The sequence below is a fragment of the Mycolicibacterium rhodesiae genome (assembly GCF_002086695.1).
Classification (GTDB): domain Bacteria; phylum Actinomycetota; class Actinomycetes; order Mycobacteriales; family Mycobacteriaceae; genus Mycobacterium; species Mycobacterium rhodesiae.
Genome location: NZ_MVIH01000002.1, coordinates 689,991 through 710,405, shown reverse-complemented (window position 1 = coordinate 710,405; position 20,415 = coordinate 689,991). Strand labels below are relative to the sequence as shown.

18 protein-coding genes and 1 pseudogene are annotated in these 20,415 nt (G+C 65.1%); 7 read left to right on the top strand and 12 right to left on the bottom strand.

What is annotated here, in order from left to right:
• Nucleotides 1–129: 129 nt before the first annotated feature.
• The 12 genes and pseudogenes from BST42_RS07265 to BST42_RS07210 form a co-directional block, all read right to left on the bottom strand.
• Nucleotides 130–822, bottom strand: coding sequence for a mycothiol-dependent nitroreductase Rv2466c family protein (locus BST42_RS07265; protein ID WP_083117850.1), 693 nt, complete (start codon nt 820–822; stop codon nt 130–132).
• Nucleotides 819–1,601 (bottom strand): maleylpyruvate isomerase family mycothiol-dependent enzyme, encoded by a 783-nt coding sequence (locus tag BST42_RS07260; RefSeq protein ID WP_207569451.1) that lies wholly within the window; start codon nt 1,599–1,601, stop codon nt 819–821. The genes BST42_RS07265 and BST42_RS07260 overlap by 4 nt, the downstream gene beginning before the upstream one ends.
• Before the next feature lie 16 nt (nt 1,602–1,617).
• Nucleotides 1,618–2,121 (bottom strand): M15 family metallopeptidase, encoded by a 504-nt coding sequence (locus BST42_RS07255; protein ID WP_435406014.1) that lies wholly within the window; start codon nt 2,119–2,121, stop codon nt 1,618–1,620.
• 122 nt (nt 2,122–2,243) lie between these two features.
• On the bottom strand, nt 2,244–3,254 hold the full coding sequence (locus BST42_RS07250; protein ID WP_165760795.1) for a zinc-dependent alcohol dehydrogenase: 1,011 nt from the start codon (nt 3,252–3,254) through the stop codon (nt 2,244–2,246).
• Nucleotides 3,255–3,269: 15 nt separating this feature from the next.
• Nucleotides 3,270–4,781: an L-arabinose isomerase gene (gene araA, locus BST42_RS07245; protein WP_083117847.1), complete on the bottom strand. Its 1,512-nt coding sequence runs from the start codon at nt 4,779–4,781 to the stop codon at nt 3,270–3,272.
• A complete protein-coding gene (locus tag BST42_RS07240; protein ID WP_083117846.1) occupies nt 4,778–5,491 on the bottom strand; it encodes an L-ribulose-5-phosphate 4-epimerase in 714 nt (237 codons plus the stop codon). The genes araA and BST42_RS07240 overlap by 4 nt, the downstream gene beginning before the upstream one ends.
• Nucleotides 5,488–7,156: pseudogene (gene araB / locus BST42_RS07235) on the bottom strand (ribulokinase). Before araB ends, BST42_RS07240 begins: the two are co-directional and overlap by 4 nt.
• Nucleotides 7,153–8,181, bottom strand: a complete 1,029-nt coding sequence (locus BST42_RS07230) for a LacI family DNA-binding transcriptional regulator (protein ID WP_083117845.1) — start codon at nt 8,179–8,181, stop codon at nt 7,153–7,155. Before BST42_RS07230 ends, araB begins: the two are co-directional and overlap by 4 nt.
• Nucleotides 8,178–9,176 (bottom strand): ABC transporter permease subunit, encoded by a 999-nt coding sequence (locus BST42_RS07225; protein WP_083117844.1) that lies wholly within the window; start codon nt 9,174–9,176, stop codon nt 8,178–8,180. Before BST42_RS07225 ends, BST42_RS07230 begins: the two co-directional genes overlap by 4 nt.
• Complete coding sequence (locus BST42_RS07220) at nt 9,173–10,258, bottom strand: ABC transporter permease (protein ID WP_083117843.1); 1,086 nt, start codon at nt 10,256–10,258, stop codon at nt 9,173–9,175. The genes BST42_RS07225 and BST42_RS07220 overlap by 4 nt, the downstream gene beginning before the upstream one ends.
• On the bottom strand, nt 10,255–11,784 hold the full coding sequence (locus BST42_RS07215) for a sugar ABC transporter ATP-binding protein (protein WP_083117842.1): 1,530 nt from the start codon (nt 11,782–11,784) through the stop codon (nt 10,255–10,257). Before BST42_RS07215 ends, BST42_RS07220 begins: the two co-directional genes overlap by 4 nt.
• A 26-nt stretch (nt 11,785–11,810) precedes the next feature.
• On the bottom strand, nt 11,811–12,797 hold the full coding sequence (locus BST42_RS07210) for an ABC transporter substrate-binding protein (RefSeq protein ID WP_083117841.1): 987 nt from the start codon (nt 12,795–12,797) through the stop codon (nt 11,811–11,813).
• A 280-nt stretch (nt 12,798–13,077) separates the two neighbouring features.
• Here BST42_RS07210 and chvE point away from each other — a divergent pair, with 280 nt between their 5' ends.
• The 7 genes from chvE to BST42_RS07175 are packed head-to-tail and all read left to right on the top strand — an operon-like array spanning nt 13,078 to nt 20,415.
• Entirely contained in the window at nt 13,078–14,178 is a 1,101-nt protein-coding gene (gene chvE, locus BST42_RS07205; protein WP_083117840.1) for a multiple monosaccharide ABC transporter substrate-binding protein, read from the top strand.
• Nucleotides 14,175–15,722, top strand: coding sequence for a multiple monosaccharide ABC transporter ATP-binding protein (gene mmsA / locus BST42_RS07200; RefSeq protein ID WP_083117839.1), 1,548 nt, complete (start codon nt 14,175–14,177; stop codon nt 15,720–15,722). The genes chvE and mmsA overlap by 4 nt, the downstream gene beginning before the upstream one ends.
• Entirely contained in the window at nt 15,719–16,954 is a 1,236-nt protein-coding gene (mmsB, locus tag BST42_RS07195; RefSeq protein WP_083117838.1) for a multiple monosaccharide ABC transporter permease, read from the top strand. Before mmsA ends, mmsB begins: the two co-directional genes overlap by 4 nt.
• Before the next feature lie 52 nt (nt 16,955–17,006).
• Nucleotides 17,007–17,198 (top strand): hypothetical protein, encoded by a 192-nt coding sequence (locus tag BST42_RS07190; protein WP_083117927.1) that lies wholly within the window; start codon nt 17,007–17,009, stop codon nt 17,196–17,198.
• On the top strand, nt 17,195–18,292 hold the full coding sequence (gene galT, locus BST42_RS07185; RefSeq protein WP_083117837.1) for a galactose-1-phosphate uridylyltransferase: 1,098 nt from the start codon (nt 17,195–17,197) through the stop codon (nt 18,290–18,292). Before BST42_RS07190 ends, galT begins: the two co-directional genes overlap by 4 nt.
• 2 nt (nt 18,293–18,294) lie before the next feature.
• On the top strand, nt 18,295–19,410 hold the full coding sequence (locus BST42_RS07180; RefSeq protein WP_110918491.1) for a galactokinase: 1,116 nt from the start codon (nt 18,295–18,297) through the stop codon (nt 19,408–19,410).
• A 57-nt stretch (nt 19,411–19,467) separates the two neighbouring features.
• Nucleotides 19,468–20,415: a lytic transglycosylase domain-containing protein gene (locus BST42_RS07175; protein WP_083117835.1), complete on the top strand. Its 948-nt coding sequence runs from the start codon at nt 19,468–19,470 to the stop codon at nt 20,413–20,415.

The following is a 20,415-nucleotide window of genomic DNA, read 5'->3' as shown; positions in this document are numbered from 1 at the left end:
GCGCAACTTCCCAAGCGCGCACTCTCACGTGAGGCAACCAACAGCACTACACGCGCATCTTGACATGAGGCAACAGGTTCGAGCACTCACACAAGGTCTGGGGACGAACTCGAGTCTGGGGACAAACGGCTAATCCCCGAAGCTGATGACCTCGCCACGGTTGATCGAAACCCAGTCCCGCGCCTCGAGATACGGGCGGAACGTCTCGGCGATCAGCTGCGCATCGGCGGGCGTCTTGGGCCGCTGAAGTTCGTAGAGGTGCGGGAATTCCGTCCACGCGACGACGGCGTCCCACAATCGCACGGCCGCCTCCCCGGTCGGCGGGTCGACCAACACGGGTCCGAACAAACACTGACCGTCGGGAAAGAACAGCGTCGGCACGCCGTAGCCGTCGGCGGCCACGACGCGGTTGTGGTCGGCCAGCACCTCGTCACCGGTGCTGGGATCGGCAATGGCCTGGTCGACCAGCGCCGGATCGAAACCGAGCTCAGCCAACAGGTGCCTGGCCACCGCCGGGTCGTGCGGTTTGTGACCCTCGACGTGCAGCGCCCGGCCGGCACGCTGGTACCAGGCCTCCACGTCCGCCATCGAGCGTCGACGCAGGAGCGCCCCGATGCGCATCATCGACCAGCCGTAGGACCAATCCCGTTCCCACGGGTGCTTCTTTCCCTCTTTGCGGTTGATCTCCTCGAGACTGAAGAAGCGCCAGTTCACCTCCAGCCCGGTCTGGTCCCGGACCTCGCGGATCCACCGCGACGTCTGGTACGCGTACGGGCACATCACGTCGAAGTGGAAGTCGACGGACTCCGGCCGCCCGGTCACATCGTGAACCTGAGGTTGCGGGCGGCCCGCTCACCCAACGCGGCGTCGCCACTCCAGGTCACCGCACCGGTGTCGATCTGGGCCTGGGGATCGATCCGGCCGGAGGCGAGCATGATGAACGTCGTCGAGTCCGTGGTCAGGACCGCATCCGGATTGTCAAGGTGCGCAACCTGTTTGGCCCGACCGTCGACCGCGACGTTGATATCCCGGACCACCGGACCGGTCAACCGGAAGGAGATGCTGCTGCCGTCGGGCACTCCCACCTTTTTGCCCGCGATGTAGCCGATCGAGCTTTCGACCTGTCCCAGCGCGATCTCCGCCGCGATCCCGCCGTCGTCGGTGGCTCGCCCGAGCGGAATCGTGATGTCGCGCACGTGAACCCAGAAATCGAACACCCGGATCTCCAGGAAGTGGCCGTAAGTCCCTCGCCCGGTGGGCATCCACGACGGCCGATCGAGGTCGGCAGCCGTCAGCGAACCGAGGTCACGCCTGCGCTCGGCGAAGACTGTGGTGACCTTCTCGGCCAGCGTCGCCGGGTCGTCGGTCCCGGCGAGGAATTCCGCCGCTCGCTCGAACGGGGGCGGGGTGGCGTCGTCCTGGGGCAGCCAGCCGGCCATCACGGCTTCGATGCTGACCACGTGCTGAATGACGTCGCGCACCACCCAGTCCGGGCACAGCGACTGTGCCTTCCAATCGGCGTCGCTCAGGTCGGCGCACAGGCCTTCGATCGCCGAGTAACAGGCCTCGAGTGCGGTGCGGATTTCATCCAGACTTCTCATCCGGATCAAATTACGCTCAACCAGCCGCGTTGGGCAGAAGCGGCGGGCAGTTACCGGCGCCGTCGGTGGCCAACTCGAAATGCCACACCTCGTTGGCATAGATGCGGCACAGACCGAACCGTGCGCCGTTGGCCATCAACCACCGGTCGGCACCCACACCGCCCACGTCGACGGCCTCGCCGATGACATGTTTGGACGCTTCCGGGGTCTGCACGTACTGCCGGGCGGCGGCGAAGCTGCCGTACTGGGCGATCGCGCTGTCCAACAAGCGCTGCTGGAATTCCGGCGAGCGCCACCCTGAGGTGATCGTCATCGTGATCCCATCGGCCGACGCCGCGGAGGCGGCCTGCTGGATGGCAGTCAGCAGCTGCGGATCAAGGCGGCCGACGGCGGGGTTCTGCACATCGAACGGGGTCAGGATCTGCCCGTCGGCCAGCGAGCCGTCACCGGCCGCAACGGCCGGCGGATCGGCGCTGACGGTGTTGTCGGCCGTCGCGGGGGCAGTCAGGCCCAGCGCCATGGTCGTGGCAACGCCCAGCAGTCCTGGCACGACGAACGCGAGATTCCTCCGCATGATCCGTCCATGATTGCCACACCACCGTGCCGCTGGCAAACCCGCAGTGCGGCGTTACCAGCCGACTCTCAGCTGCGCGACACTGCCACCACGACTTTGACTCCGGTCCTCTCGCCGGCCGCTCTGAAGGCTTTCGCGGCCTCGTCCAACGGATAGCGTTGCGTGACGAGAGCATCCAGGTCGATCGCGCCTGTCGCCAGCGCAATCGCCCGGGGGTAGGTGTCGTTCATCCTCCGCACCATCGCGAACGTCAGCCCTTTGCGGCGGGCGGCAGCCGCCGGAAATGACGACCGGTCCTCCGACGGAATACCGCCGAGAGCCACTCGGCCGCCCGGACGGACGGCGGCCACCGCGGTCGTGATCGCGTCGTCGGTGCCCGCCATTTCGATCGCGACGTCCACACCGCGCCCGCGCGTCGCCTGATGGACTTCCGAGACCGCGTGCTCAGGCGCCCACGCATTGTCGGCACCGGCCCGTACCGCAGCCGATCTCCGATGCTCGAGTGGCTCGACGACGAAGACCCTTCTCGCTCCGGATCGTCGGGCCACCTGTACCGCGAGAATTCCGACCGGTCCGGCGCCGATCACGGCGACCTCGGACCCCAGCCGAACATGTCCGAGTCCCACCGCATGGATCGCCACACCGAGTGGCTCGAGGAGAGCTCCCGCGTCGTCGCTCAATTTGTCCGGCAACGGGTGCAGTAAGTGGTCGGGCCAATAGAGTCTCTCGCGCAGTGCACCATCGACCGTCCCATGCCCGGCGAACTGAACTGTCGGGCAGAGGTTGTGGTGGCCCGATCGACACATTTCGCAGGTACCGCATGGGATGGCCGGGTCGACGGCAACCCGGCGGCCGGCGTACGGACCGGTCATCGACACCGCCGCAAATTCGTGACCTGGCACCACGGGATGCTCGATGCGGTTTTCCCCGATGCCGCCGTCTGCGAACCAGTGCAGGTCCGACCCGCAGATCCCGACAGACGTCACCGCCAGTTCTGACCATCCCGGCGGCGGTACGCCCGGATCATGCTCCGACGCGACTCTCAGATCCCCCACCGCGTGCAAGCGGGCTGCGAGCATCAGTCGATCACCTGCTCAAAGTCCAGCGGCGACATGGTGATACACGTCGTTCCACTTCAGCTCACGCCGGAAGCCACGCACCGTGGTGTCCTCGTCGATCACCAGCAGTTCGGTGTCGGTCATCGCGGCGAAATCGTCGATCGTCTCTGTCCCGACCGCGGTGGTCATCACCGTGTGATGCGGGGCGCCGGCCATCAACCACGCCTCGGCCGAGGTGGCCCAGGACGGACGCGGTTCCCATACCGCGCACGCGACGGGCAGGTTGGGCAGTCCGCCGGCCGGCTTGATCAGACGAACGGCGTTGGCCACCAACCTGAATCGTGACCCCATGTCGCAGATGCCGATGATGACACCATCGCCGGGTGCGGCGGTGAAGCGCAAGCGGACCGGATCCGCGCGCCCTCCGATCGACAACGGGTGCACCTCCAGCTTCGGCACGTCTGCTGCGATGCTCGGGCACACTTCGAGCATGTGGGCTCCGAGGATGCACTCCCGCCCGGGCGTCAGATCGTAGGTGTAGTCCTCCATGAACGACGTTCCACCCGGCAATCCTTCGGACATCACCTTCACCGCGCGGAGCAACATGGCGGTCTTCCAGTCACCTTCTGCGCCAAACCCGTAGCCGTCGGCCATCAACCGTTGCACGGCGAGGCCGGGCAGCTGGCGTAAGCCACCGAGATCTTCGAAATTCGTCGTGAACGCGTGGAATCCACCGTCCTGCAGAAATTTCCGCAGCCCGAGTTCGATCTGGGCGCCGTCGCGCAATGACGTGTGCCGATCCCCGTCTGGCAGCAGTTCCCGCGCGATGTCATAGCTGTGCTCGTATTCGCGAACCAACTTGTCGACGTCCGCCGGTCGAATCCCGTCGACCACCTCGACCAGATCATTGACGCCGTAGGTGTCGATCGACGCCCCGAAATGGGCCTCGGCCTCCACCTTGTCGCCTTCGGTGACCGCGACGCCACGCATGTTGTCGCCGAATCTCGCCACCTTCAACGTCGACAGTTCGGCGTGCCCTGCTGCCGCGCGCACCCACGAACCCACCCGGTCACAGGTGCGCGGGTCGCTCACGTGACCGGCAATGGTTTTGCGGGAGGCCGACAGTCGCGACTGGATGTAGCCGAACTCGCGGTCACCGTGAGCGGCCTGATTGAGGTTCATGAAGTCCATGTCGATGCTGTGCCAGGGCAGCTCGACACCGAATTGCGTGTGCAGGTGCAGCAGCGGCTTGCGCAACATCTTGAGTCCGCGGATCCACATCTTCGCCGGCGAGAAGGTATGCATCCACGCGATGACACCGATGCACTCCGGGGATGTGTTGGCCTCGGCCAACACTCGCGCGATGTCGTCGGAGTCGGTGACGACGGGCATCCACCGCACTTCGACCGGGATCGCCGGGCTGTCGTCGAGCTGCGCGGCGATCTGACGAGACTGGGCGGCAACTTGGTCCAGGATACCGGGCCCATACATGGTCTGACTGCCGGTGATCAGCCAAACCTGACTGGTGACAAGTCGGGACGCGATCATCGGTTGTTCTCCTGGATGGTGTCGGTGTACCCGCCCGGTTGGCCGTACACGTTCTGGTAGCGCTCGAACAGTGCAGTGACATCCGCCGGATCGATAGGCGGTATCGCGCCGAGCTGGCGGCTGATATGGACGGTCCGGGCCACGTCTTCGACCATCACCGCCGCCTTGACGGCATCTCGTGCGGTACGACCGATGGTGAACGGTCCGTGGTTACGCATCAGGACGGCCGGCGATCGACTATCCCGTAACGTGTCGACGATTCCGCGACCGATCGAGTCGTCCCCGATCAGAGCGAAGGGCCCGACCGGGATGTCGCCGCCGAACTCATCCGCAACCATCGTCAGAACGCACGGTATCGGTTCCCCGCGGGCGGCCCAGGCGGTGGCGTACGTCGAGTGGGTGTGCACGACGCCGCCGACGTCGGGCATGTGGCGATACACATAGGCGTGTGCGGCGGTGTCCGACGACGGGGCCAGCGCGCCGTCGACGAGGTTGCCATACAGGTCGCATACCACCATGTCGTCCGCGCTCAACGAATCATAGTCGGCGCCTGAGGGTTTGATGACCATCAGCTCTCGGCCGGGCACGCGTGCGGAGACGTTGCCCGCAGTCCAGATCACCAGTTCGTAGTGGGTCAGCTGGGCGTGTAGATCGCACGCCTGCTGCCGCAGTTCGGCGATGACCCTGCTGACTTCCGCGGTGATAGTCATTGTGCTGCTCCCACTGGTTGGGGTGCACCGATCCGGCGGAGTCGGCGCATCATGTCGTTGTCACGACCGAACCAGTCGTGCACCGCGACGTACTGGCGATAGAGCTGGTCGTAGGCAGCAACGTTCGAGGGGATCGGTGTGTAGGCGCCGCGAACTCTGTTGCCCATCTGCTTGGCTGCGGCCCCTACGTCGCTGAAAACACCTGCTGCAGTGGCGGCATGGATCGCCGAACCCAGTGCCGGGGCCTGTGTCGAGGGCACCGTGGACAGCGGCAAGTTCAAGACGTCGGCGTAAATCTGCATCAGCAGACGGTTCTTCAGAAGACCGCCGGCAACCACGAATTCGGTGATCGGTACCCCGTTGTCGATAAAGGTTTCGACGATCATTCGCGTTCCAAACGCGGTGGCCTCCAGCAGAGCCCGATACATGTCGACACAGGTGGTCGCCAACGTCTGTCCGACCATTACGCCGGATAATTCGTGGTCGACCAGAACTGATCGATTCCCGCTGTGCCAATCCAAGGCGATCAGGCCGTGCGCGCCGACGTGTTGGTGCCCGGCCAGTTCAGTGAGGTGCTCGTGCAAGGACAGGCCTGCATCTCGGGCGGCGAGCTGGTAGCTCTCCGGAACGCAATTGTTGACGAACCAGGCGAAGATGTCGCCCACCCCGGATTGCCCAGCCTCATAACCCCACCTTGCCTCGCAGAATGCCGCCGTCGACCACCCCGCACATGCCGCGAACGTCGCTCAGCACTTCGGAATTCACGACGTGACAGGTCGATGTACCCATGATCGCGACCAACTGTCCGGACTCCAGCGCGTCGGCGGCCGCAACCGTCACGTGGGCGTCGACGTTGCCGACCGCGACGGGGATTCCTTGCCGAAGCCCGGTCCACTCGGCCGCACGGGCAGTGAGGTATCCGGCCCGATCGCCGAGCTGGCCGATCGTGTGGTCCAACTTCTCGCTGACAAACCCGGCGAACTCGGGGTGCACCGCCGCGAGGAATTCTCGGGACGGGTACGCGCCGTCCTGCAGAATGCCCTTGTAACCCGCACTGCAGGCATTGCGGACATACTCCCCCGACAACTGCCACACAATCCAGTCGGCGGCCTCGACGAAATGGTCCATCTCCTCGTAGACCTGCGGGTCCTGCTCCAGGATCTCCAGCGCTTTCGCGAACTCCCATTCGCTGGAGATCAGCCCGCCGTACCTGGACAACCAGGGCTCACCACGTTGGGCGGCAACGGCGTTGATCCGGTCGGCCTGGGGCTGTGGCGAATGGTGCCGCCAGAGTTTGGCGTAGCCGTGCGGCCGATCCGCGTACTGCGGCAGCTCGCACAGCGGCGTCCCGTCACGCAGTACCGGGATCATGGTGCAGGCGGTGAAGTCGGTGCCGATGCCGATGACGTCGGCCGGGTCGATGCCCGCCCACGCGATGGCCTGCGGGACGGCGGTGCGCAGCACGTCGATGTAGTCGGATGGGACCTGCAGTGCCCACTGCGGGGGCAGACGCACATCGCCACCCGGCAATGACTCGGTGATCACACCGTGGGAGTAGGCGTGCTCGGCGCTCGCCATTTCATGACCGTCATCGACGCGCACCACGACCGCACGACCCGACAGCGTCCCGAAATCGACACCTACGGTGTACTTCTGGCTGCTCACACGTTCTCCTTGGTCGCCGCGGTGCTGGCGCGGACAATGAGTTCCGGGGGCAGCAACGGCACATTTGTGGTGGATCCGTCCAACGTCGCCGTCACCAGGTCGATGGCCCGCTGACCGATCGCCTGGAAGTCCTGCCGGATCGTGGTCAGCGCCGGGTTGAGGTAGGCGGCTTCTGGGATATCGTCGAAACCCACCACGCTGACGTCCCCGGGCACCGCGAGCCCCGCCTCGGCGAATGCGTGCAGAACCCCGATCGCCATCTGGTCGTTGGCGACGAATACCGCTGTGGCACTGCCTTTTCGGGCGATCTCGCGACCGATTTCATAACCGCGGGCCGGCGTCCAGTCGCCTTCCCAACATTCCCGGGGTTCGAGGCCTGCGGCGTGCATTGCCTGCTCGTAACCGGTGCGACGGCCCTTGGCTTCAGTCCAGGTCAGCGGTCCCGATACATGGTCGATTGCGCGGTGTCCGAGCTCGATCAGGTGTCGGGTGGCCTGGCAGGCACCGTCGATCTGGTCGACGCCGACGCTGAGCCCACGCCCAGAAAGGTCGCCTTCGACGACGATCAGCGGAAGCCCGGCTTCGGCAGAATGCGCGACAGCGAGCGCGTCGTCCTGCGCGGCAACCATCACGATCGCTTCGACCGATTGCCGCGCAAGGTGATCCAGGGCGCCCCGGAGGCCTTCGACGGTCACCTCGGCCAGCGGCACCAGGCTGGAGAAGTAGCCGGCGGCTCGGGCGGCTTCCTGCACCGACCGCTGGATGCTCGACGGACCGTACAACCCGCTGTTGGTGCCGACGATTCCGATGATGCCGGAGCGTCGTGTCACCAGAGCGCGGGCCGCGGTGTTCGGCCGATACCCCAGTTCCTCGATCGCTTGCTCGACCCGAGCCTTGGTCGCCGGACGGATGCTGGTGGAGCCGTTGATCACCCGGGACACGGTTTGGTGGCTGACCCCGGCAAGCCGTGCCACGTCCGCCATCACCGGCTTAGGTGTTGTCGGTTGCATCGGCTGACTGCTCATCGCGGTCTCCTCACCACTAGTCGCTGCACGAGGACGAACACCAACAGCAGGGCACCCGTCATGATCCGAGTCCAGTACGAATCGAGATTCGCGGTGGTGACGAACAGCTGGATGGTGCCCAGCACCAGTACACCGATCACCGACCCCAATACGTAGCCGACACCGCCGGACAGCAGCACACCGCCGATCACCGCGGCCGCGATGGCATCGAGCTCCAGACCGACGCCGTTGAGGCTGTAGCCCGAAAGCTTTTGCACGGCAAGGAGAATGCCCGCCAGAGAAGCACAGAACCCACTGATCGCATACACCGACACGCGCGCCCGCGCGGCCCGCAACCCCATCAGTTGAGCCGACTGCCGGTTCCCGCCGACGGCGTACACCGTGCGGCCGAATCGGGTCTGATGCAGGACGTAGACGGCGACGAGGACCACCACGACTGCGATCACCACAGTCCAGCGAATGAACTTGTCTTCGTAGAGGTACACGTAGTTCAGCCCGAGCGCACGCATCAGCGGATCCTTGATCGGCAGTGTGTTGACGCTGATCACGTAGCACAGGCCACGGGCGAGAAACATCCCGGCGAGGGTGACGATGAACGGCTGCACTTCGAAGTACTCGACGATCAGACCCATCGCCAACCCCAGCAGCGGGCCCACCACCAGCGCAGCCGCCATCGCCAGGGGGGCGGGCCACCCGGACCTCAGCGCGGTGGCGACGATGACGGTGGACAGGGCCACCACTGCCCCGACGCTCAAGTCGATGCCTCCGGTCAGGATCACGAAGGTCATGCCGACGGCGAGGACGATCAGATAGGAGTTGTCCACCAACAGATTCAGAAAGACCTGGGACGTGCTGGCGAAGTCGTACCGGGTGACGACCGCGACGAACAGCACCACGAACAGCAGCAGCGAGGCAACCGGCGACAAGTACCTGCCGCGGACCCTGCGCAGTACGGCTGACGCGTCGATCCGGGGAACCGAGATCTGGGTGCTCATTTGGCCGCCATCGCAGACGCTCGCGTCGACACCGGCTGTGCAGAAACAGTATCGGTCGGGGATGTGGGGCCTGGTCGAGTCGGCCGGCGCCAGAGATGCCTCATCAGTAGCCGGAACTTCGGGGCCTGCAGCAGACACACCGCTACCACCACCAACGCCTTGAACACCAGCGTCGACTCCGGCGTGATCCCTGCGGTGTACACCGTGGTGGTCAGAGTCTGGATGATCAAGGCGCCCAGGATGGTTCCCGTCAGGCTGAACCGTCCGCCCGACAGGGAGGTGCCGCCGATGACCACTGCGAGGATGGCGTCCATCTCGATCCAGAGTCCCGCGTTATTGGCGTCGGCGGCCGAGATGTTCGACGCGATCATCAGTCCTGCGACCCCGGCGCACAGCGCGCAGAAGAGATAGACGGTGAACACGATGGTGCGGTGGCGCACTCCGGCCAGCCTGCTGGCCTCCGGGTTGATGCCGACCGATTCCAGCAGCATGCCCAGGGCCGTCCGCCTGGTCAGCAACCCGACCAACGCGAACACCGACAAGCTCACCAGGATCGCGACCGGCAGCCCGGATGCGTAGCCTGCGCCAAGGATTTTGAACGGTGCGCTGGTGACCGTGACGATCTGACCATCGGTGATCAACAGTGCGATTCCGCGGCCGGCCGTCATCAGCACCAGTGTCGCGATGATGGGCTGCACACCGAAAACCGAGACGAGCAATCCATTCCACAACCCGAGACCGACAGCGGCGCCGAGTGCGATCCCCGTCGCGCCGACCACCGTGCCCAGGGCGGCCGGTTCCGGTGAGGCCGCGATGTAGGCGCAGGCCAGCGCTCCACTGACCGCGACCACCGCGCCCACCGACAGGTCGATGCCGCGCGAGGCGATCACCAAGGTCATCCCGAGAGCCACCAGCAGCGTGGGCGCGCCGTTGCGCAGAATGTCGATCACACTGCCGAACAGGTGACCGTCCTGCACCCGCACACTCAAGAAGCTCGGTGTCAGAACAACATTGACGGCCAGAAGGACGATCAGCGCCAGGGCTGGCCACACCAGCGCCGAGGCAGCCAGTTTCTTGATCATGGTTCACTCCCGCCGGCGATCAGAGCAGTCAGCTCTTCGGCAGTGCATTCCCGGCCGACCTGGGTGATGCAGTACCCGTCCCGCAGCACCATGATCCGGTCACTGATCCGGACGACCTCGTCGAGTTCGGCAGAGATGAACACCACGCCCATGCCGTCGGCGGCCAGCTCGGCGACCAGCTTCTGAATCTGGGCCTTGGCACCGACGTCGATGCCTCGGGTCGGTTCATCCAGGATGAGCAGCCGCGGCTTCGTGATCAGCCACCTCGCCAACAGCACCTTCTGCTGGTTGCCACCGCTGAGGTCCTTGACCAACGTGTCTGGACGCCGCGGCCGGATATCGAGGGCCTCCAGGTAGCGGGACACCAGCTCATCCTTGGTCTTCCTGGCCAATGGGCGGGCGAATCCGCGCCGTGCCTGCAAAGCCAGCACCAGGTTGTCTCGGACACTGAGCTCACCGACGATGCCTTCGCGCTTGCGATCCTCGGAAGTGAAGGCGAGCCTCTTGGCGATGGCCGCCCGGGGCGACCGAAGTCTGGCCGGCTTGCCGTCGATCACAACCTGCCCGCTGGTCGCGCGATCGGCGCCGAACACCAAGCGCGCCAGCTCCGTTCGACCCGAGCCCAACAGTCCGGCGAGCCCCACCACTTCACCGGCGCACACGTCGATATCGACCGGATGCACCCGCGGTTCGCGACCGATGCCCGTCGCCTGCAGTACCGGCTCGGCGCGTGGATGGGTATGGGCGACCGTGTCGACGATCTCATCGAGCAGGTCGAGTTCGCGGCCGAGCATCGCCCCTACCAACGCCACCCGGTCCATCGACGCCGTCGGGTACTCACCGACCCTTCGTCCATTGCGGAGCACCGTCATTCGGTCAGAGATCTCATAGACCTGATCGAGGAAGTGCGACACGAACAGAATCGCCGTCCCGGCATCCCGCAGCCGGCGCATCACGCGGAAGAGTTCGGCGACTTCCTCGGCGTCCAGGCTCGAGGTCGGTTCGTCGAGGATCAGCACCCGCGCCTTGACCGCCATCGCCCGCACGATCGCGACCAACTGTTGTACGGCGATCGGATGCTCGCCGAGTGTCGAACTCGGTTCTACGGTGATGTCCAGCTCGCCAAGTAGTTGCAGGGCGCGACGATTCATCGCAGGAAGGTCGATCCGACCGAACCGGCGGGGTTCACGGCCAAGCAGAATGTTCTCGGCCACCGTCAAATTGGTGCAGAGGTTGACTTCCTGATACACGGTGCTGATGCCCGCGTCTTGAGCCTGCCCGGGTCCGGTGAACCGGTGTTCGACACCGTCGACCGTGATCTGGCCGTCGTCGATGTCGTAAACACCCGTGAGCGCTTTGATCAACGTCGACTTGCCCGCGCCGTTCTCTCCCATCAGCGCGTGGATTTCACCCGGCAGCAAGCGGAAGTCGACACCGTCGAGCGCCCGGACCCCGGGAAAGTCGATCGTGACAGCGTGCATGGTGACCACCGGCTCGTCGGCTGTCGCGCAGCGCGGTGCGGTCATCGGGACATCCTCAGGTGGCGATCGCGTCAGTACTTGCGGTCGGGAAGCGCGACCGCGGCCTGCTGCTGGTCGAAGGTCTGGTCCGGCGTGACGACACGAGGGGGCACGGACTCACCGGCCACGACCTTCTTGGCGAGATCCATCAACTCAGGGCCGAGCAGCGGATTGCATTCGACGATGAAGTTCAGCTTGCCGTCGGCGAGCGCCTGCATGCCGTCATGGGTGGCGTCGATGGCGACGATCTTGATGTCCTGACCCGGTTTGAGGCCGGCGGCCTGGATTGCTTCGATGGCACCCAACGCCATGTCGTCGTTCTGTGCGAACACCACATCGATCTTCGGATTGGCTTTGAGGAACGCCTCCATCACCTGCTTGCCCCCGGAGCGGGTGAAGTCCCCGGTTTGGGACGCGATCACCTTGAGTCCGGGGTTGGCGGCGATGGCGTCGGCGAAGCCGGAGCTGCGTTCCAGCGCGGGATCAGACCCGGTGGTGCCCTCGAGTTGAACGATGTTGACCGGTCCTGGAGTTGCCGCGTATTGCTTGACCACCCACTCGCCGGCCCACTTGCCCTCCTGGACGAAGTCCGCGCCGAGGAACGTCTTGTAGACGTCCTTCTCCTGGGTGTCGACCGCGCGGTCGGTCAGAATCACCGGGATGCCGGCGTTCTTGGCCTCCAGCAACACCGCGTCCCAGCCGGTGCGCACCACCGGGCTGAAGGCAATGACGTCGACCCGCTGCTGTACGAAGGAGCGAATCGCGGAGATCTGGTTTTCCTGCACGCCGTTGGCGTCGGAGAACTTGAGGTTGATCCCGGCGGCCTTGGCCGCGTCCTGGATCGACGTGGTGTTGGCGGTGCGCCACCCGCTCTCGGCACCCACCTGGGAGAAGCCCATCGTGATCGTGCCGCCCGCGGTCCGGCTACCGGAGTCACCGCCGGGTGCCGGGCCGCTGCCACACGCTGCGAGGACACCTACCGTCGCGATGCCGAGCACCGCAGTGAATAGCCTTTTCACAACGACTCCTTCGATGGTTGAAGTACTCGGATCAGGTTGTGCCGCAGGGAATCCCGCCGGATGCGTCCAACCCGACAGCAGCTGTGACCGGCGTTACATCGTGGAATGTTAGCGCTCACATTCGAAACGTGTCAACGACTTGTTAGCGCTCACATCGATTCCGGCCATAGTCTTGACAAAGCCGTGAGCCGCATCACAAGATCGTGAATGTTAGCGCTCACATCACTGCTCGCGCCGGTCTCCGCGACCGTCGTGGAAGTCGACCAAACGGAGGGTCTTCATGCGCATCGGCTTCGTTCGAATAGTGGGCGCACTGGCCGCCGTGGCAGCGCTCACCAGTGCCGGCTGCGGTCGTCCGACGACAACCGACTCGGCCGGAAACGGCGGCGAACGCACCGGAACGGTGGGCATCTCGATGCCGACGAAGTCATCCGAACGCTGGGTCGCCGACGGCAACAACATGGCCGAACAGTTCAAGTCACTCGGCTATACGCCCGACCTGCAGTATGGCGACGACGTGGTGCAGAACCAGGTGTCGCAGATCGAGAACATGATCACCAAGGGCGTCAAAGTGCTGGTCATCGCGCCCATCGACAGCTCGTCGCTGACCAATACGCTTCAGCGCGCCGCCGACGCGAAGATCCCTGTGGTCAGCTATGACCGGTTGATCCGCGGAACGCCGAACGTCGACTACTACGCGACGTTCGACAACTTCAAGGTTGGGGTTCTGCAAGCCACCTACATCGTCGACCGGCTCGGAGTCGCGCAAGGTAAGGGCCCGTTCAACATCGAACTGTTCGCCGGGTCGCCCGACGACAACAACGCGACTTTCTTTTTCAACGGCGCAATGAGCGTGCTGAAGCCTTACCTCGACAGCGGCAAACTCGTCGTCAAGAGTGGTCAGACCTCATTCGACCAGGTGGCGACGCTGCGTTGGGACGGTGGTCTGGCGCAATCGCGGATGGACAACCTGCTCAGCCGGGCCTACACCACCGGACGGGTCGACGCGGTCCTCTCCCCTTACGACGGCATCTCACTGGGCGTGATCTCGGCGCTGAAGAGTTCCGGCTACGGCACGCCTACCAATCCGCTGCCGATCGTCACCGGCCAAGACGCCGAGCTCGCGTCGGTGAAGTCGATCATCGCCGGCGAGCAGACCCAAACGGTGTTCAAGGACACCCGAGAGCTGGCGAAAGCCGCTGTGCAGATGGCAGATTCATTGCTCACCGGGGGTAAGCCGGAGGTCAACGACACCACAACGTACGACAACGGAGTGAAGGTGGTCCCGGCGTTTCTGCTTCAACCCGTCAGTGTCGACGCGAGCAACTACCAGAAGGTGTTGATCGACTCCGGTTACTACAAGCCCGGCCAGCTCACATGACCGGTGGCCAGGCAACGGCACCGCTGCTCGAAATGCGGGGAATCACCAAGCAATTCGCCGGTGTCACCGCACTGTCAGAGGTGAACCTGGCAGTTCATCATGGCGAGATCCACGCGATCTGCGGGGAGAACGGCGCAGGCAAGTCCACCTTGATGAAGGTGCTCAGCGGGATCTACCCGCACGGCAGCTACACGGGCGAGATCGTGTTCGACGGCCGTCCGGGTGATTTCAAGGACATCCGGTCCAGCGAGCGACGCGGCATCGGCATCATCCACCAGGAATTGGCGCTGGTGCCGGTACTGTCCATCGCCGAGAACATCTTCCTCGGCAACGAGCACGCATCGGCGGGCGTCATCAGCTGGCACGAGACCATGAAACATGCTCAGGAGTTGCTCGACCGCGTCGGTCTGCGCGAGAGCCCACGTACCAGGATCGCCGATATCGGAGTCGGCAAGCAGCAACTGGTCGAGATCGCCAAGGCACTGTCCAAGAAGGTCAAGCTCCTCATCCTCGACGAGCCGACTGCGGCACTCAACGATGAGGACAGCAGGCACCTGCTCGACTTGATCGTCGAACTCCGCGGCCAGGGTCTGACATGCATCATCATCTCGCACAAGCTGAATGAAGTGATGCGGGTCGCCGACACGGTCACCATCCTGCGCGACGGCCGGACCATCGAGACGCGGCCGGTCGACCGTGAGCTCTCCGAGGAACACATCATTCGGGGGATGGTGGGCCGCGACATGGGCGACCGCTTCCCGGACCGCCGCTCGCACAGCATCGGAGACGTCGCCTTCGCCATCGAGGACTGGACCGTCTTCCATCCGCTGGACCACCAGCGCAAGGTCGTCGACGGGGTCTCGATCAACGTGCGACGTGGCGAGGTCGTCGGCCTCGCCGGGCTGATGGGCGCGGGCCGCACCGAACTAGCGATGAGTGTCTTCGGTCGCAGCTACGGAAAGCAGGCCGGCGGCACGATTTTCAAGGATGGCAGGAAGATTCGAACGCGGACGGTGCCCGAGGCGATCGGCCACCGCATCGCCTATGCCACCGAGGATCGCAAGCACTTCGGCCTCAACCTGATGGACGATATCGCCCGCAGTGTAACCCTCGCTTCGCTGGCGAAGGTCAGCCGCGGATCGGTCATCAACGAGCACGAGGAGACGGTGGTCGCCGAACGCTTCCGAAAGGACATGCGTATCAAGGCGTCCTCGGTGCGAGCGACCACCGGAAACCTGTCCGGTGGCAATCAGCAGAAAGTCGTTCTGAGCAAGTGGATCTTCACCGATCCCGATGTGTTGATCCTGGACGAGCCGACTCGCGGCATCGACGTCGGAGCCAAGTACGAGATCTATCTGATCATCAACGACCTTGCCGCTGCGGGCAAAGCGGTGATCGTGATCTCCTCGGAGTTACCGGAATTGATCGGTTTGTGCGACCGCATTTACACCCTCAACGAGGGCCGCATCACCGGCGAAGTGGCTCGCGAGGACGCCGACCAGGAGACGTTGATGCGGTACATGATGAAGGGACGCGGTAGATGACCACCACCGGGACGGTAAGCACCGCGGCGAGCACGCCGCCATCATCGCCACCGCCGAATCCGGGCAGTGGACGCTTACTGACTGTGCTACAGGGCAACTTCCGGCAGTACGGCATGGTTGCCGCGCTGGCAGTGATCGTCATCCTCTTCCAAGTCTGGACCAGTGGGATCCTGCTGAAGCCACTGAACGTCACCAACATCGTTCAGCAGAACGGTTACATCCTCATCCTCGCGATCGGGATGGTGATCGTCATCATCTCAGGTCACATCGATCTGTCGGTCGGATCGATCGCGGGGTTCGTCGGCGCGATGTCCGCGGTGCTGATGATCCGCCATGCCATGCCCTGGCCCGCCGCAGTGATCATGTGTCTTCTGCTCGGGGCGCTGATCGGCGCCTGGCAAGGCTTTTGGATCGCCTACGTCGGAATCCCGTCATTCATCGTGACACTCGCCGGGATGCTGGTCTTCCGCGGCGCCACACAGTATCTGCTGCAGGGGCAGTCGATCGCGCCGTTCCCTCGCAGCTTCGGCCAGGTCAGCAGCGGCTTCCTACCAGAGCTCGGCAACAAGGCCCTCTACCACTGGCCCACCGTCATCCTCGGCGTGCTGGTCATGATCGCGGCGATCTGGCAACAAGTGCGTCAGCGACGGACGCAGTCGCGCTACGGATTCGATGTACCGTCGGTCGGCTGGTTCGTGCTGAAGTGCGTCGGCATCGTCGCCGCGCTGGCGGCCTTCACGATGCTTCTGGCCAGCTACCGCGGTGTGCCGGTGGTCGGCATCATCCTGGCGTTGGCGTTCGTGGTCTACGCGTTTGTCATGCGCAGCACGGTCTTTGGCCGGCAGGTCTATGCCGTGGGCGGAAACGAGGCGGCGGCGCGGCTATCCGGCGTGAAGACCAAAAGAGTGACCTTCCTGGTTTTCGTCAACATGGGCCTGTTGTCGGCGCTGGCCGGTCTGCTCTTCGCCGCGCGGCTGAATTCGGCGACGCCGCAGGCCGGCATCGGGATGGAGCTGGAGGCCATCGCCGCAGCGTTCATCGGTGGCGCCTCGGCCAGCGGTGGCGTCGGCACCGTGTTCGGGGCGATCATCGGCGGCTTCGTGCTCGGCGTGCTGAACAACGGGATGTCATTGATCGGGATCGGCAGTGACGTACAGCAAGTCATCAAGGGGCTGGTCCTACTCGCTGCCGTCGGTTTCGACATCTACAACAAGAAGAAGGGTGGGTCGTGACGTGCTGTACGGAGGACCGGCTGACCGTTTCGAACACGACATCGTGACCTTTATGCGTAGCTGGGCACCCTACGGTGGGCCTCCCGCCGATCAGGTGCTGCCGGAATTCGGGATGACCCGCGAGCAACTCGTCCTGCGCTACCAACAGATCCTGGCCGCCCGCGCCGCACAGCGCGAACGGGCGCAGCGCGAGCGGGCGCTGCGCCGGCCCTCGGGCCGCCAGGGCCAGAGCGCGCCACAGTGACCTTCCGCCAGTCGCCAACCCGGTGGGCGCTGGCCGACGGACGCGAGCTGCTGTTCTTCACCCTGCCCGGTCACGACTGCGAACCCGTCCCCGATCGTCGCTCCCTGCCGCAACGTTGCGCCGCGCAATCCGAGCTCCGTTTTGATCGCACGACCGGCCAATGGGTGATCATCGCCGCGCTGCGCCAGGACCGGACGTATATGCCGCCTGCCGACCGGTGCCCGCTGTGTCCCGGACCGTCTGGGCTGACCAGCGAGATACCGGCAGCGGATTACGATGTCGTCGCTTTCGAGAACCGTTTCGCCAGCCTGACCGAGGCAGGGGGGTCGGCCTTTCAGTTGCCGGATCCGGCGGATGCCGACTTCGTGTCCGCACCGAGTCATGGCCGTTGCGAGGTCATCTGCTTTTCCAGCGATCACACCGGCTCGTTCGCAGGTCTCGACTTTCGCCAGGCCCGTCTGGTCGTCGAAGCGTGGCGGCACCGCACCGCCGAGCTGTCCGCGACGCCCGGCATCGAGCAGGTGTTCTGTTTCGAGAACCGCGGTGCGGAAATCGGTGTGACGCTGACCCATCCACACGGGCAGATCTACGGCTACCCGTATCTGACGCCCCGCACCGAGCAGATGTTGCAGGCGGCCCGCGCGCACCGCACCCGCACCGGCACCAATCTTTTCGCCGATGTCCTCGCCCACGAGGTGCGTGACGGTGCCCGCATCGTCGCGCGCACTGAGTTGTTCACCGCGTTCGTGCCGTTCGCGGCACGCTGGCCGGTCGAGGTGCACATCTATCCGAACCGCTTCGCGCACAATCTGCTCGACCTCGACGGCGCGGAGCTCGACGAGTTCACCCGTGTGTACTCCGACATCCTGCAGCGGCTCGACCGTCTCTACCCCACGCCGTTGCCCTATATGGCAGCGCTGCACCAATACGCAGACACCGATGCCCAGCGAGAAGGCTATTTCCACGTCGAAGTGATGTCGACGAGGCGCAGCGCCACCAAGCTCAAGTACCTGGCGAGCTCGGAATCCGCCATGGACGCGTTCATCAACGACGTCAGGCCGGAAGCCATCGCCGAGATGGTGCGCACGGCATGACGATGACGAGACTTGACGGCACGCTGCACTATTCGGCGCCCGGGCGTATCAACCTCATCGGCGAACACACCGACTACAACTTCGGTTTCGCCCTGCCCATCGCGTTGCCCGAGCGCACCCGCGTGACTTTTCAGCCCGAGAAGAGCGACTCGATGGTCGTGCGCAGCGACCGCGAGCCGGACGTGATCACATTCCCGCTCGGCACCGCCCCCGGCGACGTGACCGGCTGGGCCGCATACGTAGCGGGCGTGGTCTGGGCGCTGCAGCAGGCGGGTCATCCGGTTCCCGGCGGCGCGTTGTCAATCGCGGGCGGCGTGGCGGCCGGTGCGGGCCTGGCATCCTCGGCGGCGCTGGAGTGCGCGGTACTCGGTGCGGTGCTCGGCGCCACCGACCGTTCCGTCGACCTTATGGAGCGCGCCCGGATCGCGCAACGAGCTGAGAACGAATATGTCGGCGCACCAACGGGTTTGCTCGACCAATTGGCCGTGCTCTACGGTGCGCCGAGGCGGGCGCAGATGATCGACTTCGCCAATCTGACGGTCCGGCCGGTGCTGTTCGATCCCGACGCGTCCGGTATTGCGCTGCTGCTGATCGACTCCCGGGCCGCACACCAGCACGCTGACGGCGAATACGCCGCCCGCCGCGCGTCGTGCGAGCGGGCCGCCACCGAGCTGAAGGTCGGCACTCTTCGTGAGGTGCAGGACCAGGGGTTGGCGGCACTGGCGACGATCAGCGGGCCAGAGGATGCCCGCCGAGCCCGCCATATCGTCACCGAGAACCGCCGGGTCATCGACTTCGTTGATGCACTGGCTGTTTCGGATTTCACCGCGGCGGGCCGGGTGCTGACGGACTCGCATGTCTCGATGCGTGATGATTTCGAGATCACCACCGAACACCTCGATCTCATCGCCGACACCGCGGTTGCCTCCGGTGCGCTCGGGGCACGAATGACGGGCGGCGGTTTCGGCGGCTGTGTGATCAGCCTGGTCGACAACGAACGGGTCGAGACCGTCGCTGCCAGCGTGCGGGACGAGGTGGGCAGGCGCGGCTATCCGGCACCTGTCATCACCAGGACCCGGGCCGGCGACGGAGCCGGTGCGTCCGCATACGAGCGCTGACGGTACCGGCTATACCGACAACCTCGGCGGCCGTCATGTCATACCCTCTCCAGCATCATGAACGGCACCCGCGTGACTTCGTCCGCTGTCCGCGCGCTGCGGCGTGGCGGGCTGCTCGCCGTCGCGGTGCTGGTGTGCGCGTCCGTCGGCTGCACCGACTCCACGGCGACGCCGACCGTCCCGCCACAGCCCGCCACAGAGGCCACCGACGTCGCAGCGCCGGCCGCGCCGGTGGGCGCCCAGCCCAGGCTGGCGCCCGATCCCGCTCAGCTCGCCGACGACCTGGTCGCCGACGAGTTGGCCATTCGTGATCCATCGACATCGCAGCCCGCGCTCGTCGCGGCCGCGCGTCGTCAGCAGGTCGCCTACCGCAGCATCGGACGTCATCCCGAATGGGATTCGATCATCCGGCCACGGATCCCGTCGGAGTTGCTCGACGCCTACGACCGCAACGTCGACGCACGCCGCCAACTCGCGGCGATGGCCCACCCGCGGGACACTCTGCCTGCGTGGCGGATCCAGCCCCCGGCTCCGGCCGACGAACTGCTCGGCTACTACCGCGAGGCGGAGGCGGCCACCGGGGTGGGTTGGAACTATCTGGCGGCCATCAATCTGGTCGAAACCAGGCTGGGCAGCATCGTGGGACTGAGCACCGCCGGAGCGGACGGACCGATGCAGTTCCTGCCGTCCACATTCGCCGCCCACGGCGAGGGCGGAGACATCCGCTCACCGCACGACAGCATCATGGCCGCCGGCCGCTACCTGGCGGCCAACGGGTTCGGCGCGGACCCCGATCGCGCGATTTACCGCTACAACCACGCCGGTGAATACGTCTCTGCGATAAAGGATTACGCCGCAATCCTGGCTGATCCCGCGACGTTCGCAGGCTTCTACCAGTGGGATGTCTACTACGTCACGACTGAAGGCGACGTCGTTCTCCCGATCGGCTATTCGGCCGATGAGCCCATCCCGGTCGCCGGCTACCTGGCCACCCACCCGCAGTAG